Origin of the sequence: Flavobacterium sp. J27, from assembly GCF_004303025.1 — a bacterium.
Lineage (GTDB): Bacteria > Bacteroidota > Bacteroidia > Flavobacteriales > Flavobacteriaceae > Flavobacterium.
The window spans coordinates 192,019-211,811 of record NZ_PJQW01000008.1 but is presented as its reverse complement, the minus strand read 5'-3'; the positions used below and the strand labels follow the sequence as shown (position 1 = coordinate 211,811).

At 32.1% G+C, this 19,793-nt stretch carries 15 protein-coding genes and 1 pseudogene; 10 read left to right on the top strand and 6 right to left on the bottom strand.

Features of this window, described 5'->3' with window-relative positions; all coding sequences use genetic code 11:
• Positions 1-1,455: pseudogene (locus tag CX675_RS12930) on the bottom strand (hypothetical protein); the annotation flags it as partial.
• Between the two features lie 166 nt (positions 1,456-1,621).
• Between CX675_RS12930 and folE the strand changes: the two are divergent.
• From folE to lgt, 4 genes are all read left to right on the top strand, one after another.
• A complete protein-coding gene (gene folE, locus CX675_RS12925; protein WP_130735660.1) occupies positions 1,622-2,293 on the top strand; it encodes a GTP cyclohydrolase I FolE in 672 nt (223 codons plus the stop codon).
• 225 nt (positions 2,294-2,518) lie between these two features.
• Positions 2,519-4,003, top strand: coding sequence for a cysteine--tRNA ligase (gene cysS, locus CX675_RS12920; RefSeq protein WP_130735659.1), 1,485 nt, complete (start codon positions 2,519-2,521; stop codon positions 4,001-4,003).
• Between the two features lie 33 nt (positions 4,004-4,036).
• Positions 4,037-4,309 carry a membrane protein insertion efficiency factor YidD gene (gene yidD, locus CX675_RS12915; protein ID WP_130735658.1) on the top strand — a complete coding sequence of 91 codons (273 nt, stop codon included), beginning with the start codon at positions 4,037-4,039 and terminating at the stop codon, positions 4,307-4,309.
• 130 nt (positions 4,310-4,439) lie between these two features.
• On the top strand, positions 4,440-5,387 hold the full coding sequence (gene lgt, locus CX675_RS12910; RefSeq protein WP_130735657.1) for a prolipoprotein diacylglyceryl transferase: 948 nt from the start codon (positions 4,440-4,442) through the stop codon (positions 5,385-5,387).
• A 111-nt stretch (positions 5,388-5,498) separates the two neighbouring features.
• Here the strand turns inward: lgt and CX675_RS12905 are convergent, their stop codons facing one another.
• Both CX675_RS12905 and CX675_RS12900 read right to left on the bottom strand, forming a co-directional pair.
• Entirely contained in the window at positions 5,499-5,702 is a 204-nt protein-coding gene (locus tag CX675_RS12905; RefSeq protein WP_130735656.1) for a hypothetical protein, read from the bottom strand.
• A 153-nt stretch (positions 5,703-5,855) separates the two neighbouring features.
• Positions 5,856-6,881: a low specificity L-threonine aldolase gene (locus CX675_RS12900; protein WP_130735655.1), complete on the bottom strand. Its 1,026-nt coding sequence runs from the start codon at positions 6,879-6,881 to the stop codon at positions 5,856-5,858.
• A 48-nt stretch (positions 6,882-6,929) separates the two neighbouring features.
• Here CX675_RS12900 and prfB point away from each other — a divergent pair.
• Positions 6,930-8,025, top strand: a protein-coding gene (gene prfB, locus CX675_RS12895; RefSeq protein WP_130735654.1) for a peptide chain release factor 2 whose coding sequence is annotated in 2 segments (ribosomal slippage) — positions 6,930-6,992 and positions 6,994-8,025 — 1,095 coding nt in all. Because the reading frame shifts where the segments join, the coding sequence is not laid out codon by codon here.
• 146 nt (positions 8,026-8,171) lie between these two features.
• Positions 8,172-11,096, top strand: a complete 2,925-nt coding sequence (locus CX675_RS12890) for a PQQ-dependent sugar dehydrogenase (protein WP_130735653.1) — start codon at positions 8,172-8,174, stop codon at positions 11,094-11,096.
• A gap of 100 nt (positions 11,097-11,196) precedes the next feature.
• Here CX675_RS12890 and CX675_RS12885 read toward each other — a convergent pair whose 3' ends face one another.
• Positions 11,197-11,913: a DsbA family protein gene (locus tag CX675_RS12885; protein ID WP_130735652.1), complete on the bottom strand. Its 717-nt coding sequence runs from the start codon at positions 11,911-11,913 to the stop codon at positions 11,197-11,199.
• Between the two features lie 195 nt (positions 11,914-12,108).
• Between CX675_RS12885 and CX675_RS12880 the strand changes: the two genes are divergently transcribed.
• On the top strand, positions 12,109-13,791 hold the full coding sequence (locus CX675_RS12880; RefSeq protein ID WP_130735651.1) for a T9SS type A sorting domain-containing protein: 1,683 nt from the start codon (positions 12,109-12,111) through the stop codon (positions 13,789-13,791).
• A 41-nt stretch (positions 13,792-13,832) separates the two neighbouring features.
• On the opposite strand, the gene CX675_RS12875 is transcribed toward CX675_RS12880, so the two are convergent.
• On the bottom strand, positions 13,833-14,348 hold the full coding sequence (locus tag CX675_RS12875) for a GNAT family N-acetyltransferase (RefSeq protein ID WP_130735650.1): 516 nt from the start codon (positions 14,346-14,348) through the stop codon (positions 13,833-13,835).
• A gap of 353 nt (positions 14,349-14,701) precedes the next feature.
• Between CX675_RS12875 and CX675_RS12870 the strand changes: the two genes are divergently transcribed.
• Positions 14,702-15,112, top strand: coding sequence for a hypothetical protein (locus CX675_RS12870; RefSeq protein ID WP_130735649.1), 411 nt, complete (start codon positions 14,702-14,704; stop codon positions 15,110-15,112).
• Between the two features lie 118 nt (positions 15,113-15,230).
• Here CX675_RS12870 and CX675_RS12865 read toward each other — a convergent pair whose 3' ends face one another.
• Positions 15,231-15,854 carry a hypothetical protein gene (locus tag CX675_RS12865; RefSeq protein WP_130735648.1) on the bottom strand — a complete coding sequence of 208 codons (624 nt, stop codon included), beginning with the start codon at positions 15,852-15,854 and terminating at the stop codon, positions 15,231-15,233.
• Positions 15,855-16,385: 531 nt separating this feature from the next.
• On the opposite strand from CX675_RS12865, the gene CX675_RS12860 reads away from it, so the two are divergent.
• Both CX675_RS12860 and CX675_RS12855 read left to right on the top strand, forming a co-directional pair.
• Positions 16,386-18,029: an acyl-CoA carboxylase subunit beta gene (locus CX675_RS12860; protein ID WP_130735647.1), complete on the top strand. Its 1,644-nt coding sequence runs from the start codon at positions 16,386-16,388 to the stop codon at positions 18,027-18,029.
• A gap of 80 nt (positions 18,030-18,109) precedes the next feature.
• On the top strand, positions 18,110-19,777 hold the full coding sequence (locus tag CX675_RS12855) for an RluA family pseudouridine synthase (protein ID WP_130735646.1): 1,668 nt from the start codon (positions 18,110-18,112) through the stop codon (positions 19,775-19,777).
• Positions 19,778-19,793: the final 16 nt, after the last annotated feature.

Sequence of the window (19,793 nt, the reverse complement as noted above, 5' to 3'; positions counted from 1 at the left end):
ATAATAATTACCAACGGTCAATGCAGGTAAAAAATAACTATCACATTGAGTAACATCAACTGGTGCATCGGCTACTGGTGTTGGATTTACAACTAAATTAAAAGTAGTTATTGCATAAGCCGTTGGATCAGAATTATCCTCGACTCTTACATAAATAACTTGATTTGTTCCATTGAAAGCATTTTCTGGAACAGCTAAATCTATTGTTCCATCATCTGCTCCTGCTTGAGTGGTATGATAAGTAACCGTATAATCAGCAGGATCATTTAAAGCTAAAATAGTTGTAGTTTGAGTAGTTAAATCAAAAATTTCATAACCATCATTACTTACATCATCACAAGCATATAAATCGGATGCTTGATCTATCATCACACTACAATTAACCAAAACCTGAAATTCAGTAAACTCGGCACATACTGTATTACTAGCATCTTCTACTCTAACATATATCCAAGTATTTTGAACTGGATTTGGAGTAAATGAGGTAGGATTAGAAATATAACTAGCCGCAGTAGTTCCTCCAGGATAAGAATCATGAACACTTAAATAAAATAAGACATTATAATCTGCAGGATCATTAGGGCTAATCATACCAGGTATAATTGATGTTAAATCGAATACAGGATTACAATCATTATTTGGACCAACCAAATCAGGTGGTGTATTGATTACTGGTGGTTCGGTAAAAGTAACTTCTATATCATCAGTAGAAGGATCCGAACAATTTGGATTAAGAGCACTTACTGTCCAGGTTCCTCCTTGATTTACATTTAAAACATTGGTTGTTGTGGTAGTTTGTAAAACGCCATCAAGATACCATTCATAACTTGTTGCCTGCAAACTTGGATCAGCGACAAACAAAGCTTCTAAATCTACATCAGATTGATTAGTTGTACAAAAATTTTGATCTGGACCTAAATCAATACCACAAACAATAGCACATTCTGTTGTAGCGGTAGATGATGTTTCTAAATCTAACTGAATAAAACCAGGATCGTTAGAATAATTTGTTACTAAAAGTACATAAAATTGACCTGCAACAACATTATTGATTGAAAAACTTTCAATAGCAGACGCAGAATAACTACAGGCAACGATATTATCTGCAGTAGCTCCTGGACTATAATCATATAAATCAGTACAGTTAGGTCCTGTAAAAGGTCCCCAAACTATAAAATCCACGTCCTGATTATCATATGCTGGTGCATTGTCTCCTTGATGAAGTGTAAAATTAAAAACTCCAGAAGTACCTACCTGAAAATAAAACCATGCTGGATTAGGTGCTGAACCTAAACAACCTGGTGTTCCTAAACTGGGAACATTTGTTGAATTAGGAAATGGATCAACATTCCCAGAACATATAGGTGATGCGGTATCACAAGTAGGTGACTGAGAAAATGCAATATTAAAAGTTAAAATTGTAATTAAAATAAAAAAGTGTAATATTCTTTTCATCGTTATAGCAATTTATTTGGCGATTTATTGTTGGTGTCACAAATTTAACAAAATATTAATTCTGTGCTAATATTTTCTTTAATAATTAACAATCAAGTCAATTTTTTATGAGAATTACTTTATCTTTGCACTCTTAAAAAATGATTTTATATAAATTGCTATACTAATGATTCAAAACGAGGAATTTCAAGAAGAGATAGGTAATAATCATATTGCAACTAGTGCAGTAACTCCATTAAGAAAAGATGCATTTGATATATCTGACGATGAAAAAATCGAAAGAATAAAAAAAGATGTAGAGAGCATTTTAACTACATTAGGAATGGATTTAACTGATGACAGTTTAAAAGGCACCCCTAATAGAGTAGCAAAAATGTTTGTTAAAGAAATTTTTGGTGGTTTACATCCTAATAAAAAACCAAGTTCGTCTACATTTGAAAACAAGTATAAATACAACGAAATGTTAGTAGAAAAAAACATTGTTGTATATTCAACTTGCGAACACCACCTATTACCCATTGTAGGAAGAGCTCATGTAGCTTATATTTCTAATGGTACAGTTGTAGGTTTGTCTAAGATGAATAGAATTGTGGATTATTTTGCTAAAAGACCACAAGTTCAAGAACGTCTTAACATTCAAATTGTAGAAGAATTACAAAAAGTATTAGGCACTGAAGATGTTGCCTGTGTAATCGATGCAAAACATTTATGTGTAAATTCGAGAGGTATTAGAGACATTGAAAGCAGCACAGTTACTGCCGAGTTTGGAGGAAAATTTAAAGAAGAGAAAACAAGAAGAGAGTTTTTAGATTATATTAAATTAGATACTCAGTTTTAACTTAATTGTTGAAGAAATAGTATCTCATTCTAATTAACTTAAAACTAGCCCTGATAGTATTGAAAATCTTTTTGTAAAAGTACCTTGCTTTTATTGTTATAAAAAAGCGACCTTAGAAGCTCTTTTTATGACTTATAAAAAAGAGTACTTTACAAAAAATTGAAAAAAATAGCAGGAATAGCTTCAAAAAATCAGAAAAAACATCTATTAAAGGAAAATAAAAACATGAAACTATATAAAAGTCAAACCTTAAAAATATACAATACACTTACCGGAGAAAAAGAGGTTTTTAACCCTATACATGAAGGAAATATTGGTATGTATGTTTGTGGACCAACAGTTTACAGCAATGTTCACTTAGGAAATGTGCGTACTTTTATGAGTTTTGATATCATTTTCAGATACTTACAACATTTAGAATACAAAGTACGTTATGTAAGAAATATTACAGATGCAGGTCATTTAACCGATGATGGCGATGTGGATAACGATCGTTTTGTGAAGCAATCTCGTTTAGAGAAACTGGAACCCATGGAAATTGTACAAAAATACACAGTAGATTTCCATAAAGTTTTAGACACTTTTAACTTCTTACCCCCTACTATTGAGCCAACTGCAACTGGACATATACTAGAGCAAATAGAATTAACTCAAAAACTACTTGATGCAGGTTTGGCCTATGAAAGTAATGGTTCAGTGTATTTTGATGTTCAAGCTTACAACAAAAAAGGGCTAAATTATGGTGAATTAAGTAACCGAAATATAGATGAGCTTTTTGCTAACACACGTGATTTAGATGGACAGACAGAAAAGAAAAATCCACAAGATTTTGCCTTATGGAAAAATGCTTCACCTGCTCATATTATGCGTTGGAACTCTCCTTGGGGTGCTGGTTTTCCTGGTTGGCATCTTGAATGTACCGCTATGAGTACTAAATATTTAGGAGAAACTTTTGATATTCACGGTGGTGGAATGGATTTAAAATTTCCGCATCATGAATGTGAAGTAGCTCAAGCGAAAGGTTGTTTTGGTCATGCACCAGTAAAAACATGGATGCATACCAATATGCTAACTATGAATGGTCTTCGCATGAGTAAATCGACAGGTAATTATGTATTACCAATGGATTTAGTAGAAGGAAATAATACTTTTTTTGAAAAGCAATTTGAACCGAATATCATTCGTTTTTGTTTTTTACAAGCACACTATAGGAGTGTTTTAGATATTTCTAACGAAGCCATGTTAGCTAGTGAAAAAGGATACAATCGTTTAGTTGAAGCCTATAAATTAATCAAATCTTTACCTATAAGTACTTCTTCTAGTTTAGATATTACAACTTGGAAACAAAGTTGCTATGATGCTATGAACGATGATTTTAACACCCCTATATTAATTGCTCAGTTATTTGAAGGTGTGCGTTATATTAATTTAGTAAATGATAAAAAAGAAACATTAAGTAGCGAAGACATTGCTACTTTACAAGAAACCTTACAGGTGTTTCTATCTGATATTTTAGGAATTAACTTAGAAAATTCAGGGAATAACTCAAATACTAACAAACTAGAAGGCGTTATTGAAATGCTTATTGAAATGAGAAATGAAGCAAGAGCCAATAAAAACTGGGCCTTATCAGATGAAATTAGAGATCGATTAGCTGGTTTAGGCATTCAGTTAAAAGATAGTAAAGAAGGAACTGGTTTTTCTTTTTAGTTATCAGTTTTCAGTTGTGGGTTTCATGTTTTCATGTTATCTTTTAAACTCTTAAACCATTTTAAACTCAAAACTATTAAACTACTTAAAAAAATACTCATTTTTCCTTTTGTCTTCTTGGTTCGGTTTTACCAAGTAGCCATTTCCCCCTACACACCTGCTACATGTAGATTTCAACCTACTTGTTCACATTATACCGTAGAAGCTTTACAAAAACACGGTTTATTTAAAGGAGGTTGGTTAGCTATAAAACGAATTTTGAGTTGCCATCCTTGGGGAAAAAGTGGCTATGATCCTGTACCTTAATTTCTATCTTAACGATCTTTGATATTGCAGGAAATGGTTTACAGTTGTTTTTGAGAATTTTATTTTATTTTAACTTCAATTCCCAATAATAATCTTATTTTTACCTCGCTAAACAAATACCTTTTATAATATGAATTACGCATTAAATATCATTTGGAATCCTTCAGAAGGAATAGATTTAGGGTTTTTTATGATTCGTTTTTATAGCTTAATGTTTGTAGTTGCTTTTGGCTTAGGTTGGTACATCATGAAAAGTATATACCATCGTGAAGGCATCTCTTTAGAAAAATTAGACAAACTTTTTATTTATACTGTAGTTGCTACTTTATTAGGTGCTCGATTAGGCCATGTCATTTTTTATCAATCGGAATTATTTCATGAAGATCCAATGAGTATTCTTTTACCAATAAGCACAAAACCTAGCTTACACTTTACTGGTTTTGCAGGTTTAGCGAGTCATGGTGCAGCTATAGCAATTATTATTGTCATGATTTATTATAGTAGAAAAGTGGTTCACAAGCCCATGCTTTGGATTTTAGATCGTATTGTAATTCCTGTAGCAAGTGGCGCTATTTTTGTACGTTTAGGAAATTTCTTTAATTCTGAAATTATTGGAAAACCCACTACAGAAGATCGTTTTTTAGCTATGAAATTCATTCGTGGAGAAGAATATAATGGTCCGCTAGGAGAACGAGCTGTTATGGCCAAAACACAAATAAATAACGCAAATGAAGCATATCATGCTGTCGCACATGACCCACAATATGCTGATTTTTTAGCGAGTTTTCCTTATCGCTATCCAGCACAATTATATGAAGCAATGGGGTATGTACTTGTTTTTGCCATTTTATTTTATATGTATTGGAAAACCGATGCGAGAAACAAAGCAGGGTTGCTTTTTGGAACGTTTTTATTGCTTTTATGGACCGTTCGTTTCGTTGTAGAATATGTAAAAGAAAGTCAAGGTGGTTTTGAAAACTACCCTATTTTTGCAGCATTATCTACAGGACAATGGTTGAGTATTCCTTTTATTATTGCAGGATTGTATTTTATGTTTAGACCGAAGAAAACAGTATAAAAAGTAAATAAACAAAGAGCCACAACTCGTAAGTTGTGGCTCTTCCTTTTGAACCTAATTATAACGCATTTATAACTTAAGTAATACCATTAATAGCGCAAACTGTAAAATTTATTCGGCTTCAGTAACTAATTCTAAACAAGGCCTAAGCTGAGGGTTTTGAGCAGTAAAATAAACTAACCAATTTCGTAAATGTTCCACTTCATAAGGCAATAATTTTTTAATTGCCTTTTTTAATTCTTTCATGAAAAGATCTAGGTCAAAACTTACTTTTTCAAGTACACTCTTGGTATAATCATATATCATTCTAGGCATAATTTAGTAGGTTAAAATTAATATTAGATTGAAACTCAGTATAAAAGTAATTCAAAAAAATGAAATAACCTCCTAAAAATTGTTAAAATTACCGATTAAATGTTATTTTTTACCGACAAAATACGTTTTGTAAGAAGATTCCTTTTGAAAAAACTAAAATTCCATTCTACTTAATACATCTACAACAAAATCATGCATTACTCCTCTATAATCCATATGGGTAACCATTCTTAATTTGCCTTGTCCCATAGAAGACAGTAAAATACTTTTTTGTTTTAAAGTGTCTAAAAAAAGTTTTTCATTTACTTGCGGGTGTAAAGTAAAAATAACAATATTCGTTTCTACTGGTGCCACTTCTTTAATCCAAGACTTAGAAGCCAAAACCTGTCCTAATTCTCTAGCTCTTTGATGATCTTGTGCCAAACGAGAAATATTATTTTCCATAGCATATAATCCGGCAGCAGCCAGATAACCGGCTTGACGCATATTTCCTCCAAACAATTTACGAATGCGTATTGCCTTTTTTATATCTTCAGACGAACCAACTAAAACCGAACCAATAGGTGCTCCAAGACCTTTGGATAAACACACTGAAATAGTATCAAATAATTGCCCAAAATCAGTTGGTTTTTGATTTTTTGCAACCAATGCATTCCATAATCTAGCTCCATCTAAATGATATTTTAAGCCATATTCATTACACACTTGTTTTATTCTTAATAATTCTTCTAGCTCATAACAAGCACCTCCACCTTTATTTGTTGTGTTTTCAATACTCACTAATTTCGTTGTAGGAGCATGGTAAAACTCAGGGTCATTAATAACCTGTCTTACTTGTTCTGCTGTTATTTTTCCTCTATCTCCATCTACCAAATGGCAAGAAACACCACTATTAGCGGCTACGCCTCCACCTTCATATAAAAAAATATGCGACCATTTATCACAAATAACCTCATCAGCTGGTCGTGTATGTAATCGAATAGCAGTTTGGTTAGCCATAGTGCCACTTGGAAAAAACAAAGCCGCTTCTTTACCAAAAAGATGAGCAGTGTAACGTTCTAATTCATTGACTGTTGGGTCTTGTTTAAAGACGTCATCACCTACTTCAGCTTGAAACATTGCATCCAACATTGCTTGTGTTGGTTTCGTTACTGTATCACTAATTAAATTTATTTCCATAAAATCAAAAGGAATATTCTATTTTTGTGTTGTAAAACTACAATATTTATGATTAATACAGAACAAGTAAGAGACATTATTGATCGCCTTGGTGCGTTAAGGAGGTATCTTTGACATCGATAGAAAACTTATCGAAATAACAAACGAAGAAGAAAAGACATTTGCTCCCGATTTTTGGAACAATGCCAAAGAAGCTGAAATTGTAGTACGTGAAATTCGTTCTAAAAAGAAATGGGTTGACGATTACAATAAAGCAGTCGAGTTTTCTGAAGAACTTCAAATCATGTTAGATTTCTTTAAAGAAGGAGAAGTAACTGAACAAGAAGTGGAAGAATTATATGACAGAACCCTAACTCATATTGAAGATATTGAGTTTAGAAACATGCTTTCAGACGAAGGAGACAGCATGAGTGCTGTTTTGCAGATTACGGCTGGCGCTGGTGGGACAGAAAGTTGTGATTGGGCTTCTATGTTAATGCGAATGTATTTAATGTGGGGCGAAAAGCAAGGGTATAAAATTAAAGAACTTAACTTTCAAGAAGGTGATGTTGCCGGAATTAAAACGGTTACGTTAGAATTTGAAGGAGAATTTGCTTTTGGGTATTTGAAAGGTGAAAACGGTGTGCATCGTTTAGTGCGTATTTCTCCTTTCGACAGTAATGCTAAAAGACATACTTCTTTTGCTTCGGTATATGTGTATCCATTAGTAGACGACACTATTGAAATTGAAATTAACCCTGCTGATATTGAAATTACAACAGCTCGTTCTAGTGGAGCTGGTGGGCAAAATGTAAACAAGGTGGAAACCAAAGTACAATTAGTTCATAAACCTACAGGCATTCAGATTCAATGTTCAGAAACACGTTCACAACACGATAACCGTCAACGTGCGTTACAAATGTTAAAATCGCAGTTGTATGAAATTGAATTGAAAAAACAATTAGCACAACGTGCCGATATCGAAGCTAGCAAAATGAAAATTGAGTGGGGTTCACAAATCAGAAATTATGTAATGCAACCTTATAAGCTGGTAAAAGATGTGCGTACAGGTGTTGAAACAAGTGATGTTGATGCTGTAATGAATGGAGAAATTGACAAATTTTTAAAAGGATATTTGATGATGATGGGACAGAAAGAAGAATAGCTTACTATTTCCTTTTTGCTACCACTATAATTTTTTAAATAAAACTTACAACATTTTAAAAGAAAGGGCTAAAAGCCCTTTCTTTTATTTTAAAATCAATCCAAAATATTATTACATTTGATGGAACAACATTAACAAACAAACTCATGAAAATTTTAAGTCACTTTCTTTCTTTTGGAAAGCATTATCGTATTGCCCATACCGTATTTATTTTCTTATTATTGATAAATTGGAAAGCAAACTGTCAATATATAACTGAAACATTAGCCCCTACTTCTGTTATCCAAGAAGGTTTAGCATTAGAACAGTCTTCAGATGGTCGAATTTTTATTGCGGAAAGAGGTGGTATCGTTAAAGTATATCAAAACAACACTATCGCAACGGTTTTTACCGTAAATACAACTACTGATAATGAACAAGGTCTTTTAGGACTTACCCTTCATCCAGATTTTGAAACAAATGGCTACATATATGTTTTTTACACTATAGTAGATGCTACTATAATAAGACATCGCATTGAGAGAGTAGAAATTAACAATTTAAATCAGGAAGTAAGTAGACAAGAAATTTTACTATTGGAACCTATTAATGGAGGTTTCCATAATGGAGGTGATCTTAAATTTTTTAATGGCTATTTATATATAACTGTTGGAGACAGTCAATTAAATACAAATTCTCAAAATTTAGATACCTATAAAGGTAAAATACTACGAATTACTGAAAATGGTTTACCCGCACCTGGTAATCCTTTTTACGGGAATGGTTCTATCCAAAAACAAAGTATTTGGGTATATGGGTTTAGAAATCCTTGGCGACTTATAGCTAATGAAACAGCAAATAAATTATTTGTTTTAGATGTAGGTACATCATGGGAAGAAGTCAACGAAATTAGTAATCCTACAATCAGAAATTATGCTTGGGGACATCCGCAAGGAGGTGATGGTATTCAGACTGAAACCAATCTTTTTACGAACCCTATATTTACTTATGCTACAGGTAGCATAGGAAACGCATTAACGAATGGTGTTTTATATAATCCAAGTATCATTCGATATCCAAATCTTGAAAATCAGTTTATTTTTAAGGATTATGTAAGAACAGAAATAAGGTCTTTTGATCCAAACCTTGTTAATCCTGTTTCAACAGTCTTTTATACCGCTCCTCAACAATATGCCTTAGGAATGATGTTAGGCAACGATGGCTATATTTATTATTGTCGTTATGGTAATAATGGTGCTTTAATAAAATTAGATTACATTACTACTGCTTCTCCTACAATTGTAGACCAACCTCTTTCTCAAACTGTTATGGAGACTAATCCAGTAACTTTTAGTGTTTCAGCTAGCGGTGTAAGTTTAACCTATCAATGGTACTTTAATAATGTTGCTATTCCAAATGCAACTGAGTCAAGTTATACGATTCCAGCAGTTGAATTTAATAATGAAGGAAATTATAGCGTTATTGTAAGTAATCCGGCCGGAACAATTACTAGCGACATAGCCACTTTAACAGTAACGCCTTTTACAAATGCTCCTCAAGTACAAATTACGGCTCCTCTACCAACATTGACTTGGAACGCAGATGATATCATCCATTTTTCAGCTACTGCTACAGATGTAGAAGATGGCACATTACCACCTAGTGCCTACTCTTGGGATATTGATCTTTTTCATGAAGATGTTCCTGGTGCTGGTCATTCTCATCCTGGTGCCAGTCCGGAAGGAGTTATATCTGGTGATTTTCTAGCCTCTAATCAAGGAGAAAAGACACCTAATGTTTGGTATCGATTTACGGTTACTGTTACAGACAGTAATGGACTAACAGCAAGCGATTTTGTAGATGTACATCCAAACTTAGTAGATGTTACTGTGACTAGTGATCCCGCATTACTTCATTTAGAATTAAATCAAAAACCAGTTACAGCACCAGCTACACGACCTGTTGTTGCTAATGCTAACTTGCAAACATTAAACGCTCTTTCTCCGCAATATATTGACAATGTAAGATACGATTTTGATCATTGGAGCCAAGGCGGAACAATCAATCAAACCTTTCAAGCTCCTGCATCTGGTAATATAACTTATACCGCATTTTACACTGAGACCATTTTACCTAGTGGTCCTTATCAAGGAGTTATTGCACAAATTCCAGGTATTATAGAAGCAGAAAATTATGATGTAGGCCCAAATGCCTATTTTGATAGTAATGGTGGTGGCGATACGGCATATAGACCTGGAGATAATGTAGGTACCGAAGCTTGTAATGAAGGAGGATTTAATATTGCTTACGTAGCTACTAATGAATGGCTTAAATACACTTCGAATGTAAATTTCACTGGACCATATGATATTTCTTTTAGAATTTCAACTCCGTATAACAACAAAACACTTCATCTAGAGGTTGATGATGTTAATGTTACTGGTTCAGTTAATGTTACTAATACAGGAGGTTTTCAAAACTGGCAAACCGTAACGATTCCAAATATAAACCTTACCAGTGGCGTACATGTAATTACTTTATTTTTTGAAACAGCAGATATAAACATCAATACTATTGAATTTGTTTTTACAGGAACAAATTTAGCTCCAATAGCAGATTATGAAATAGATAGTACGACGGGTTGTGTTAATGAAGCTACCACTTTTACTTCAGTTTCTATTGGTTCTATTGACACTTATGATTGGAACTTTGGTACCGATGCAACACCACAAACAGCAATAGGTCCTGGTCCTCATACTATAATTTACTCTACTGTAGGCACAAAAACCATTTCTTTAACAGTAAGCAACACCTTAGGTAGTGATACAAAAAACACTTCTTTTGTAGTAAATAATTGTAATTTAGGTTTAGATGACGAAAATGAAACCAGTAATAAATTAATTATTTATCCTAATCCCTCTTCTGGTATTTTTCATCTATCAAAAGAACTAGAATGGACCGTTTATGATTCGCAAGGAATTAAAGTAAAAAAAGGTAATGGTAATGAAATTAATATTTCTAACTATGCCTCAGGCTTATATTTTGTAAAAACAGAAATGAGTAATAAAGCATTAAAAATTAGTAAAAAATAAAAGAAAGACTAATTGATTTTATAGCAAAAAAAAAATCCAAATTTTATTTTTTAGGTGAAATTTGGATTTTTTGAATTAAACTAACCAACTAAACTATTTTTTAATCACAACCGTCTATGCCACAACTCGCTCCATTAGCATTCATATCAAAAACCAGTTGTTTTTCAAATTTACCTTCTTGCCAAGTTTTTTCAAGAGCTTCTAAAAATGTTTCTTCAGGTTGTGCTCCAGATATGGCATATTTGTTATCAAATACGAAAAAAGGAACTCCTTGTATTCCTATTTCTTGTGCCATAGCCAAATCTTTTTCTACTTCTTCCGAAAAATCATTCGAATGTAGAACATTTTCTATTTCTTCTTTGGAAAGTCCAACAGCTTGCCCTAATTCGTTTAACGTTTCCAAATGATTCACATCTTTTCCATCTGTAAAATAAGCTTTAAATAATAATTCCTTCAAATCATTTCCTAGGTTGTGTTTTTTAGCCAAATGCAATAAACGATGTGCATGAAATGAATTAGCCATAATTGCTTTTTCAAAATGAAAATCCAAACCTGCACTCTTAGCTGTTTGTGAAACATTATCGGTCATTTGTGTTGCCCAAGCAATATCTTTTCCATATTTTTTGGCTAAATGATGAATCACATTATCTCCTTCAGAAGCTTTAAAATTTGGGTCTAATTGAAAGCTTTTCCATTCTATAATTACATTGTCTTTATGTCTAAAATTAGCTAAAGCGCCTTCAATACGTCTCTTTCCTATATAACAAAAAGGACACATTATATCAGACCAAATTTGTATTTTTAATTTCTCATTCATAATCCTTAATATTTGTATATACAAATTTACAATAACTTAAACTGTAATAAAAAAAGTTTATGATATTATTAAGAATACATAGAATTGATTTACTTATTTCGTGGATTTAAAAAAAATAATTTTCTCTATTATACTTAAAGAAAGATACTATTCGAAAGCTCAAAGCGTTATTATAAAAACAAACAAAATAACAACATGAAAAAAAGTACTCCATTTTATCAAATAAGATTGAGGATGAAACAACTTTGTCTTTCATTTTCATTCCTTTTTAGCCTAACAATTTTTGCAACTGATTACCATGTAGGTCCAAATGAATCATTAACGACTATTTCAGAAGTTCCATGGACCACTTTACTACCAGGTGATAATGTATACATTCATTGGAAAGCAACTCCATATAAAGAAAAATGGGTTATTAATCGTTCTGGTACTCTTTCAAATCCAATCACTATTATTGGAGTAAATGGCCCACAAGGTGAGCAACCTGTTATTGATGGCAATAATGCGGTAACAGTCAGTAATGTTAACTTTTGGAATGAAAATAGAGGTGTAATCAAAATTGGTGGTTCATCGGTTCCATCTGATGGTTTACCAAGTCATATTATTATTGAAAATCTAGAAATTCGTTCTGGAAGACCTCCTTATCAATTTACAGATCAAAATAATCAAATAAAAGATTATGTTAATAATGCCGCATCTATTTATGTAGAGAAAGCTAAAAACCTAATTATTCGAAAATGTACACTGCATGATTCAGGTAATGGTTTGTTTATAGGTGCATTTAATGGTGAAACACAAGATGTCTTAATTGAAAAAAATTACATTTATGACAATGGTAATGTAGGTAGTATTTATGAGCATAACACCTATACAGCATGCATTAATATCACCTATCAATATAATCATTTTGGTCCTTTACGAAGTGGAGCTAATGGTAATAATTTAAAAGACCGTTCGGCTGGTTTAGTGGTTCGTAATAATTGGATTGAAAGTGGAAACAGACAATTGGACTTAGTAGATGCTGAAGATTCTCAAGTATTAGTAGATCACCCTTCATACCATACTACTTATGTTTATGGAAATATATTGATAGAGCCTAATAATGCAGGAAATTCTCAAATTATTCATTACGGAGGAGATAGTGGCACGACTTCTATATATAGAAAAGGTACTCTTTATTTTTACAATAACACTGTTATTTCTACAAGAACTGGAAACACTACCTTAATACTATTATCAACTAATTCAGAAACCGCAGAAGTCTTTAACAATGTAATCTATACTGCTGCATTAGGGAGTACTTTTGCCATGATTGATAATACAGGAGTTTTTAATACACATCATAACTGGATTAAAACGGGTTGGGTAAATTGTCATTGTGGTACGCCCTCTGGAACGATAAACAATCTTGGAAACATTATTACTGGTACAGATCCATTATTTGTAGATTTTAGCAACCAAGACTTTAAACTAACAACAATATCTCCTCTTATTAATCAAGGGGGAACACTTCCTTCATTACTTCTTACTAATAACAATATAACATCTGAATATGTCAAACATCAAGAAAATACAACTAGAGTGGTTTTAAATGCTCTTGATATAGGTGCTTACGAATATAATAGTAGTCTTTCAAGTCCAAATCAAACCTTACAAAATAAGGTAACAGTTTATCCTAATCCTTTTAAAGATTCTTTTTTAATTGAATTAGACAGAGAGGTTTTAGATCAAGTAATACTTTATAATCATATCGGACAAAAAATAATCGCTTCCAATACTACAGAAATTAATACTACAGAACTAAATAGTGGAATGTACTATCTGACAGTTTTTACTAAAAGTGGATCAAAAACAACAAAAAAAATAATCAAACTTTAATATCCATAAACTAACATCTCTTTTTAATTAGAGATGTTGGTTTATTTAGGTAAAACTTTTTCATAAGCTCTTCGAGCGCTACCTCTAAAATACACTTCTCCACAATATACATAGCCCAATCGATCAAAAATAGCCATCATAGCATGATTATCAAAATTAGTATCTGCTTTAACACTGTAAATTTGGTTTTCTAAAGCATAATCTTCAATTGAGGCAATCATTATTTTTGCCAAACCTTTTCCTAAATAATCTTCTGAAATTGCTACACGATGAAACACCACAAAATCGGAATTGGTTACCCACTCTCCTATTATTTTAGCATATTCGGGTTCGTCATTAATTAAGACTGCTGTATAACCAATGATTTTTTGATTATCTGTTAAAACAAAGCCTATTTCTTTTTCAATATCTTTTTGGATAACCTCAGGATTTGGATAACCGTCTTGCCATTGATTACTTCCTTCTTCTTTTCTTCGTTGTATTGCTTTTTGAAGGATCTCCCATATTTCTGATACTTCGTTTATTTTGGCTTTTCTAAATTGATAATTCGCTTGCATAATGGTCTAATTTTCTACTAATTTTCTCCGTTTATAATTTGAAACCTATTCACTTCAAATATACTTTAAAATCTAATGCTAACATGTTATTAAAATTTCATTTTATCAAAAAACAAGAACAATCATTTTTTTTAGATTACCAATATTTTAACCAAAACAACCTTATTTTCTCAACAAAAAACAGACATTGTTATTACTTTTACAAACCAACAATTCCTATCTCTAAAAAATTCTTATTAACACAATATTATTTCTTTTTATTCCTTTTAAAATCAATTGTTTTCCATAGCTCCTATTTGACTGAAAAGAATTAATTTTGCGCTCCAAAACAAAGATTTTAACAAAAAAACTCGATGACAAAACATTACATTCTACTGTTAACCACATTATTACTAAGTCTAACTGTTTATTCTCAGGATGTTGACTTTAAAAAAGGAAAGGTACTTGTCGACAAACAAAATGTCTTCAATTATGACAAAAGAAAAATGGGTAGCGAAATTTCTCTTTTCAAATTAGACACTACAACAGAAATCATTTACATTGAAATTAACAACAACAATACTATTTCTTATTTAGATGATGATTATGTAAGATTGGTTTTTCCAAAAAACGAGGTATCGATTAAGTCTAGCTTGCTGATTAATAAAAATTTTAAAGAAATCATTCAATTACTTTTTATGAACAATGTAGTAGATTATAAAGGCAACATTAATGCTGAAAACTTGGCTTTATTCTACGAAAGACAACATAATAGTAAAATTTAAAATTACTTTATACTATTCAAAAGCACTTTACTCTTAAAACGATAAGGTGTTTTTTTATTTCTTAATCTTGTCATCTTTTCATTAGAATCACTTATTTTTGAAAAAGGACACGGTTCTTCTAATTGTAAGAACTGTCTACATATTTCCAATGATATTTAGACCTAAAATCTTGTATCATTTGTTTTATACTCTCATCAATAAAATTATCCAGTTTTGTAGCAAAAGCTATATTTTTAGTAGTTTCAACCTGATCTATACTTTCATATTCTCTTTGAAAAACAATATTTTTTGTATTTAAATCATAAACCGTAATAGTCGCTTTTAAATAATTGTGCAACTCATTATTAGGAAACAATTGAAATCTTGGTAATTCATTCTTTACCAAATTTAGTTCTGTTTGAATTAAATAATCACAATTTGTCTGTTTTTTGTAAAATGACAACACGCTTACATCCTCTTTTAGAATCGAATTTAAGGTTGTCATATTATCAAAATCTTCCATAGTTTTTAATCCGTTTACATTTTTCCTTAATTCTTTTTTATAATGAACTAACGTAGTTGATATAAATGATTTATTAAGATTCTGAACCATAGGATCATCAACTAACCAACTCCCATTTGTTAATTTAACATTTACAGCAACCACTTTTGTTTCAGTATACAACTTTATATTAGATACAGCACAAGAATTAAATATAATTAATACCAGAGCTAAAAGAGCTCCTTTTATCTTGTTTTTCATTTCTCATTTTTATTTTAAACTAACTTATTCAAGAAAACAAATCTAAACAAACATTCACTGCTTTTTAATCTTAATTACTTTATTTTTTATTACCGTAAAATATCAAAAAAGAAATTTTCGTAGCATCCATATATTTACAGGATATTTATATCGTTGTTAAGCAATAAGATAGAATAGATAGTAATACAGACAGGTAACTATCAAGTGATTTTCTATCTAAAAATAACATTAAAAATTTCTATTAGCAAAAGCTATTCATAGAGATGGTGTTTCTATTTTAAAATACACTCCAAACAGTAATATTCAAACGAGTATTTTTAGAAGAAATTAAAATACAATAAACTCAAAATGATTTATTAATGAAACTGAAATCATAATTTAAATTACTAAAGCTTTAAAATAGAAGAAATACAACATTTGATAAATCAAAAAAATCAGCTATTCACTAATTACCAAATACGAATCACTATTTCCTTTTTCCTTTTCTTTTCGTACTTTAGCGAACCAATAAAAAACAACAACTAATCACCCATGGATTTACAATTCAATAAAAACGAAGATCACAATAAATTACTCCTTTCTGATTTAAAACAACGCTTTGCCAAAGTAAAATTAGGCGGTGGCCAAAAACGTATCGATAAATTACATGAAGAAGGTAAAATGACCGCTCGTGAACGTATTGATTATTTATTAGATGAAAAAGCAAAAAGCATAGAAATAGGTGCTTTTGTAGGTGACGGTATGTATGAAGAACACGGTGGTTGTCCTTCTGGTGGTGTGATAGTAAAAATAGGATATATCCAAGGAAAACAATGTATCGTAGTGGCAAACGACGCTACCGTTAAAGCGGGTGCATGGTTTCCTATTACGGGTAAAAAGAATTTAAGAGCGCAAGAAATTGCAATTGAAAATAGACTTCCAATCATTTATTTAGTAGATTCTGCTGGTGTATATTTACCCATGCAAGACGAAATCTTTCCTGATAAAGAACACTTCGGTCGTATTTTTCGTAACAACGCCATTATGAGTAGTATGGGAATTACCCAAATCGCTGCTGTAATGGGAAGTTGTGTTGCTGGTGGTGCTTATTTACCTATTATGAGTGATGAAGCTTTAATTGTAGATAAAACGGGTAGTATTTTCCTTGCGGGAAGTTATCTCGTAAAAGCGGCTATTGGAGAAAGCATTGATAATGAAACTTTAGGCGGAGCCACTACACACTGTGAAATTTCAGGAGTAACCGATTTTAAAGCCAAAGACGACGCTGCCGCTTTGGATAGAATTAAAAGTGTTGTAGGCAAAATGGGAGATTTTGAAAAAGCAGGTTACAATCGGGTAAAACCTGAAAAACCAGCTCTTGATCCTAAGGAAATATATGGTATTTTACCAAAAGCACGTAACGAACAATACGATATGATGGAAATTATCCATCGTTTAGTAGATAATTCTGAGTTTGATGAATACAAAGCAGGATATGGTCAAACCATCATAACTGGTTATGCTCGTATCGACGGCTGGGCTGTAGGAATTGTGGCTAACCAACGTAAAATAGTAAAAACAACAGGTGCAAAAACAAAACCAAGTGAAATGCAATTTGGTGGGGTTATCTATTCCGATTCTGCGGATAAAGCCACACGTTTTATTGCCAATTGCAACCAAAAGAAAATACCTTTAGTTTTTTTACAAGATGTAACAGGTTTTATGGTTGGAAGTAAAAGTGAACATGGTGGCATTATTAAAGATGGTGCCAAAATGGTAAATGCGGTTTCGAATTCAGTGGTACCCAAATTTACAGTGGTCGTTGGTAATTCGTATGGTGCTGGTAATTATGCGATGTGCGGAAAAGCCTATGATCCTCGCTTAATTTTTGCATGGCCAAGTGCCGAATTAGCAGTAATGGGTGGTGCTCAAGCTGCCAAAGTTTTAATGCAAATTGAAGCAGCTTCCCTTAAAAAACAAGGTAAAATAGTAGATGAAAAAGTCGAACAAGAATTGTTTAATAAAATAAAAGCGCGTTATGATGCTCAAGTATCACCTTATTATGCAGCCGCACGCTTATGGACCGATGCTATTATAGATCCACTTGAGACACGCACTTGGATTTCTATGGGAATTGAAGCTGCCAATCACGCTCCTATAGAAAAACCATTTAATTTAGGGGTAATTCAGGTGTAAATTATAATTTTGTCATCCCGAACTTGATTCGGGGTCTTTTTTTAGATGCTGAAACAAGTTCAGCATGACAACTTAAATATATGACATTTAATAAATTCCAACTTTTCAAAACCAATATTTCTGGTATAGCCTTACCAGCAAAATTCACTTTCCCTTTTTATTATGAACCGCATGAATTGAGTATTCTAGCAGCGAAAGAACTACAAGAATACTTAACTACTCAAACCGATTTTGAACATAATTTTGGATTACAAGAAAGACAAACGGGCTTAGTCATTGGAAAAATGTTTGGTGTTTTAGTCTGTCAAGATAAAGCAGGAAATTTAGGCTATTTGTGGGCTTTTTCTGGGAAACTTGCAGAAAATAATCATCTTAATTTTTTTGTTCCTCCTGTTTTTGACATGCTAGAACAAGATGGTTTTTTTAAAAAAGAAGAAGAAGTTTTAAATGCTATCAATAGAGAAATTGAAATTTTAAAGAAGGACAATAACTATCTTTCTGCTAAGGAACATTGGGCTACGACCCAAAAAAAAGCAACTGAGGACCTTCAAAATCAAAAAGAACGAATCAAGGAATTAAAAATTGCTAGAGATATAAAGAGACAAAATTTCTCTACAAATGCTACTCCAACTGAAATTGAAAAGCTAGAACAAGAACTTTCCGAAGAAAGTAAAAAAGAAAGTATTCTACTCAAAAAAATGACCAAATACTGGAATTATCAATTAGAAGATGTAGAAAAGGAAATGGCAGTTTTTTCGGATAAAATTGCTAAATTGAAAGAACTTCGTAAGCAAAAATCAGGTGAATTACAGCAGCAATTATTTAATCAATATGCCTTTCTAAATCAAAACAAAAAACTAAAAAGTATTGGTGAAATATTCGATAATAATCCTCCTGCTGGTGCGGGTGAATGTGCTGCTCCAAAATTATTACAATATGCTTTTGAAAATAATTTAACTCCTATTGCTATGGCCGAATTCTGGTGGGGTCAATCTCCAAAATCGGAAGTTCGAAAACACCAACAGTTTTATCCTGCTTGCAGAAGCAAATGCGAACCTATTTTGGAACATATGCTTGAAGGTATTGTTATGGATGACAATCCTTTTTTAAACAATCCTGCTGATGGAAAAGATATTTCAATTGTTTATGAAGATGAATATCTAGCCGTAATAAATAAACCCGCCGAGTTCCTTTCAGTTCCAGGGAAAAATATAAAAGATTCGGTGTACCAAAGAGTGAAAATTTTATATCCTGAAGCTAGTGGACCTTTAATTGTACATCGTTTAGACATGTCTACTTCTGGTTTACTCTTAATTGCTAAATCGGAAATTATTTATAAAGAATTACAATCTCAGTTTATCAAACGTACCGTTCAAAAAAGATATGTAGCACTTTTAGATGGCATTGTAGCAGAAGATGAGGGTTCTATTGATTTACCTTTACGGGTAGATTTAGACAACAGACCTAATCAGTTAGTGTGTTATGAATATGGTAAACCCGCACAAACAAAATACAAAGTAATAGAACGAAAAGAAAGAAAAACACGCGTGCATTTCTTCCCTATCTCAGGACGTACACATCAATTGCGCGTGCATGCTTCACATCGTTTAGGATTAAATTGTCCTATTATTGGTGATGACTTATATGGCTCAAAATCAGATAGATTACACTTACATGCAGAAGAAATAACCTTTTGGCATCCTGTTTTAAAAGAAAATATTACTATTTTTGAAGAAGCAGAGTTTTAATAGCAACACCACTCAT

Bases quoted from the DNA above. Each gene is read 5' to 3' on its own strand.
- folE (WP_130735660.1), top strand. From the start codon at position 1,622: ATGATTCAAAACGAGGAATTTCAAGAAGAGATAGGTAATAATCATATT.
- cysS (WP_130735659.1), top strand. From the start codon at position 2,519: ATGAAACTATATAAAAGTCAAACCTTAAAAATATACAATACACTTACC.
- yidD (WP_130735658.1), top strand. From the start codon at position 4,037: ATGTTATCTTTTAAACTCTTAAACCATTTTAAACTCAAAACTATTAAA.
- lgt (WP_130735657.1), top strand. From the start codon at position 4,440: ATGAATTACGCATTAAATATCATTTGGAATCCTTCAGAAGGAATAGAT.
- CX675_RS12905 (WP_130735656.1), bottom strand. From the start codon at position 5,702: ATGCCTAGAATGATATATGATTATACCAAGAGTGTACTTGAAAAAGTA.
- CX675_RS12900 (WP_130735655.1), bottom strand. From the start codon at position 6,881: ATGGAAATAAATTTAATTAGTGATACAGTAACGAAACCAACACAAGCA.
- CX675_RS12890 (WP_130735653.1), top strand. From the start codon at position 8,172: ATGAAAATTTTAAGTCACTTTCTTTCTTTTGGAAAGCATTATCGTATT.
- CX675_RS12885 (WP_130735652.1), bottom strand. From the start codon at position 11,913: ATGAATGAGAAATTAAAAATACAAATTTGGTCTGATATAATGTGTCCT.
- CX675_RS12880 (WP_130735651.1), top strand. From the start codon at position 12,109: ATGAAAAAAAGTACTCCATTTTATCAAATAAGATTGAGGATGAAACAA.
- CX675_RS12875 (WP_130735650.1), bottom strand. From the start codon at position 14,348: ATGCAAGCGAATTATCAATTTAGAAAAGCCAAAATAAACGAAGTATCA.
- CX675_RS12870 (WP_130735649.1), top strand. From the start codon at position 14,702: ATGACAAAACATTACATTCTACTGTTAACCACATTATTACTAAGTCTA.
- CX675_RS12865 (WP_130735648.1), bottom strand. From the start codon at position 15,854: ATGAAAAACAAGATAAAAGGAGCTCTTTTAGCTCTGGTATTAATTATA.
- CX675_RS12860 (WP_130735647.1), top strand. From the start codon at position 16,386: ATGGATTTACAATTCAATAAAAACGAAGATCACAATAAATTACTCCTT.
- CX675_RS12855 (WP_130735646.1), top strand. From the start codon at position 18,110: ATGACATTTAATAAATTCCAACTTTTCAAAACCAATATTTCTGGTATA.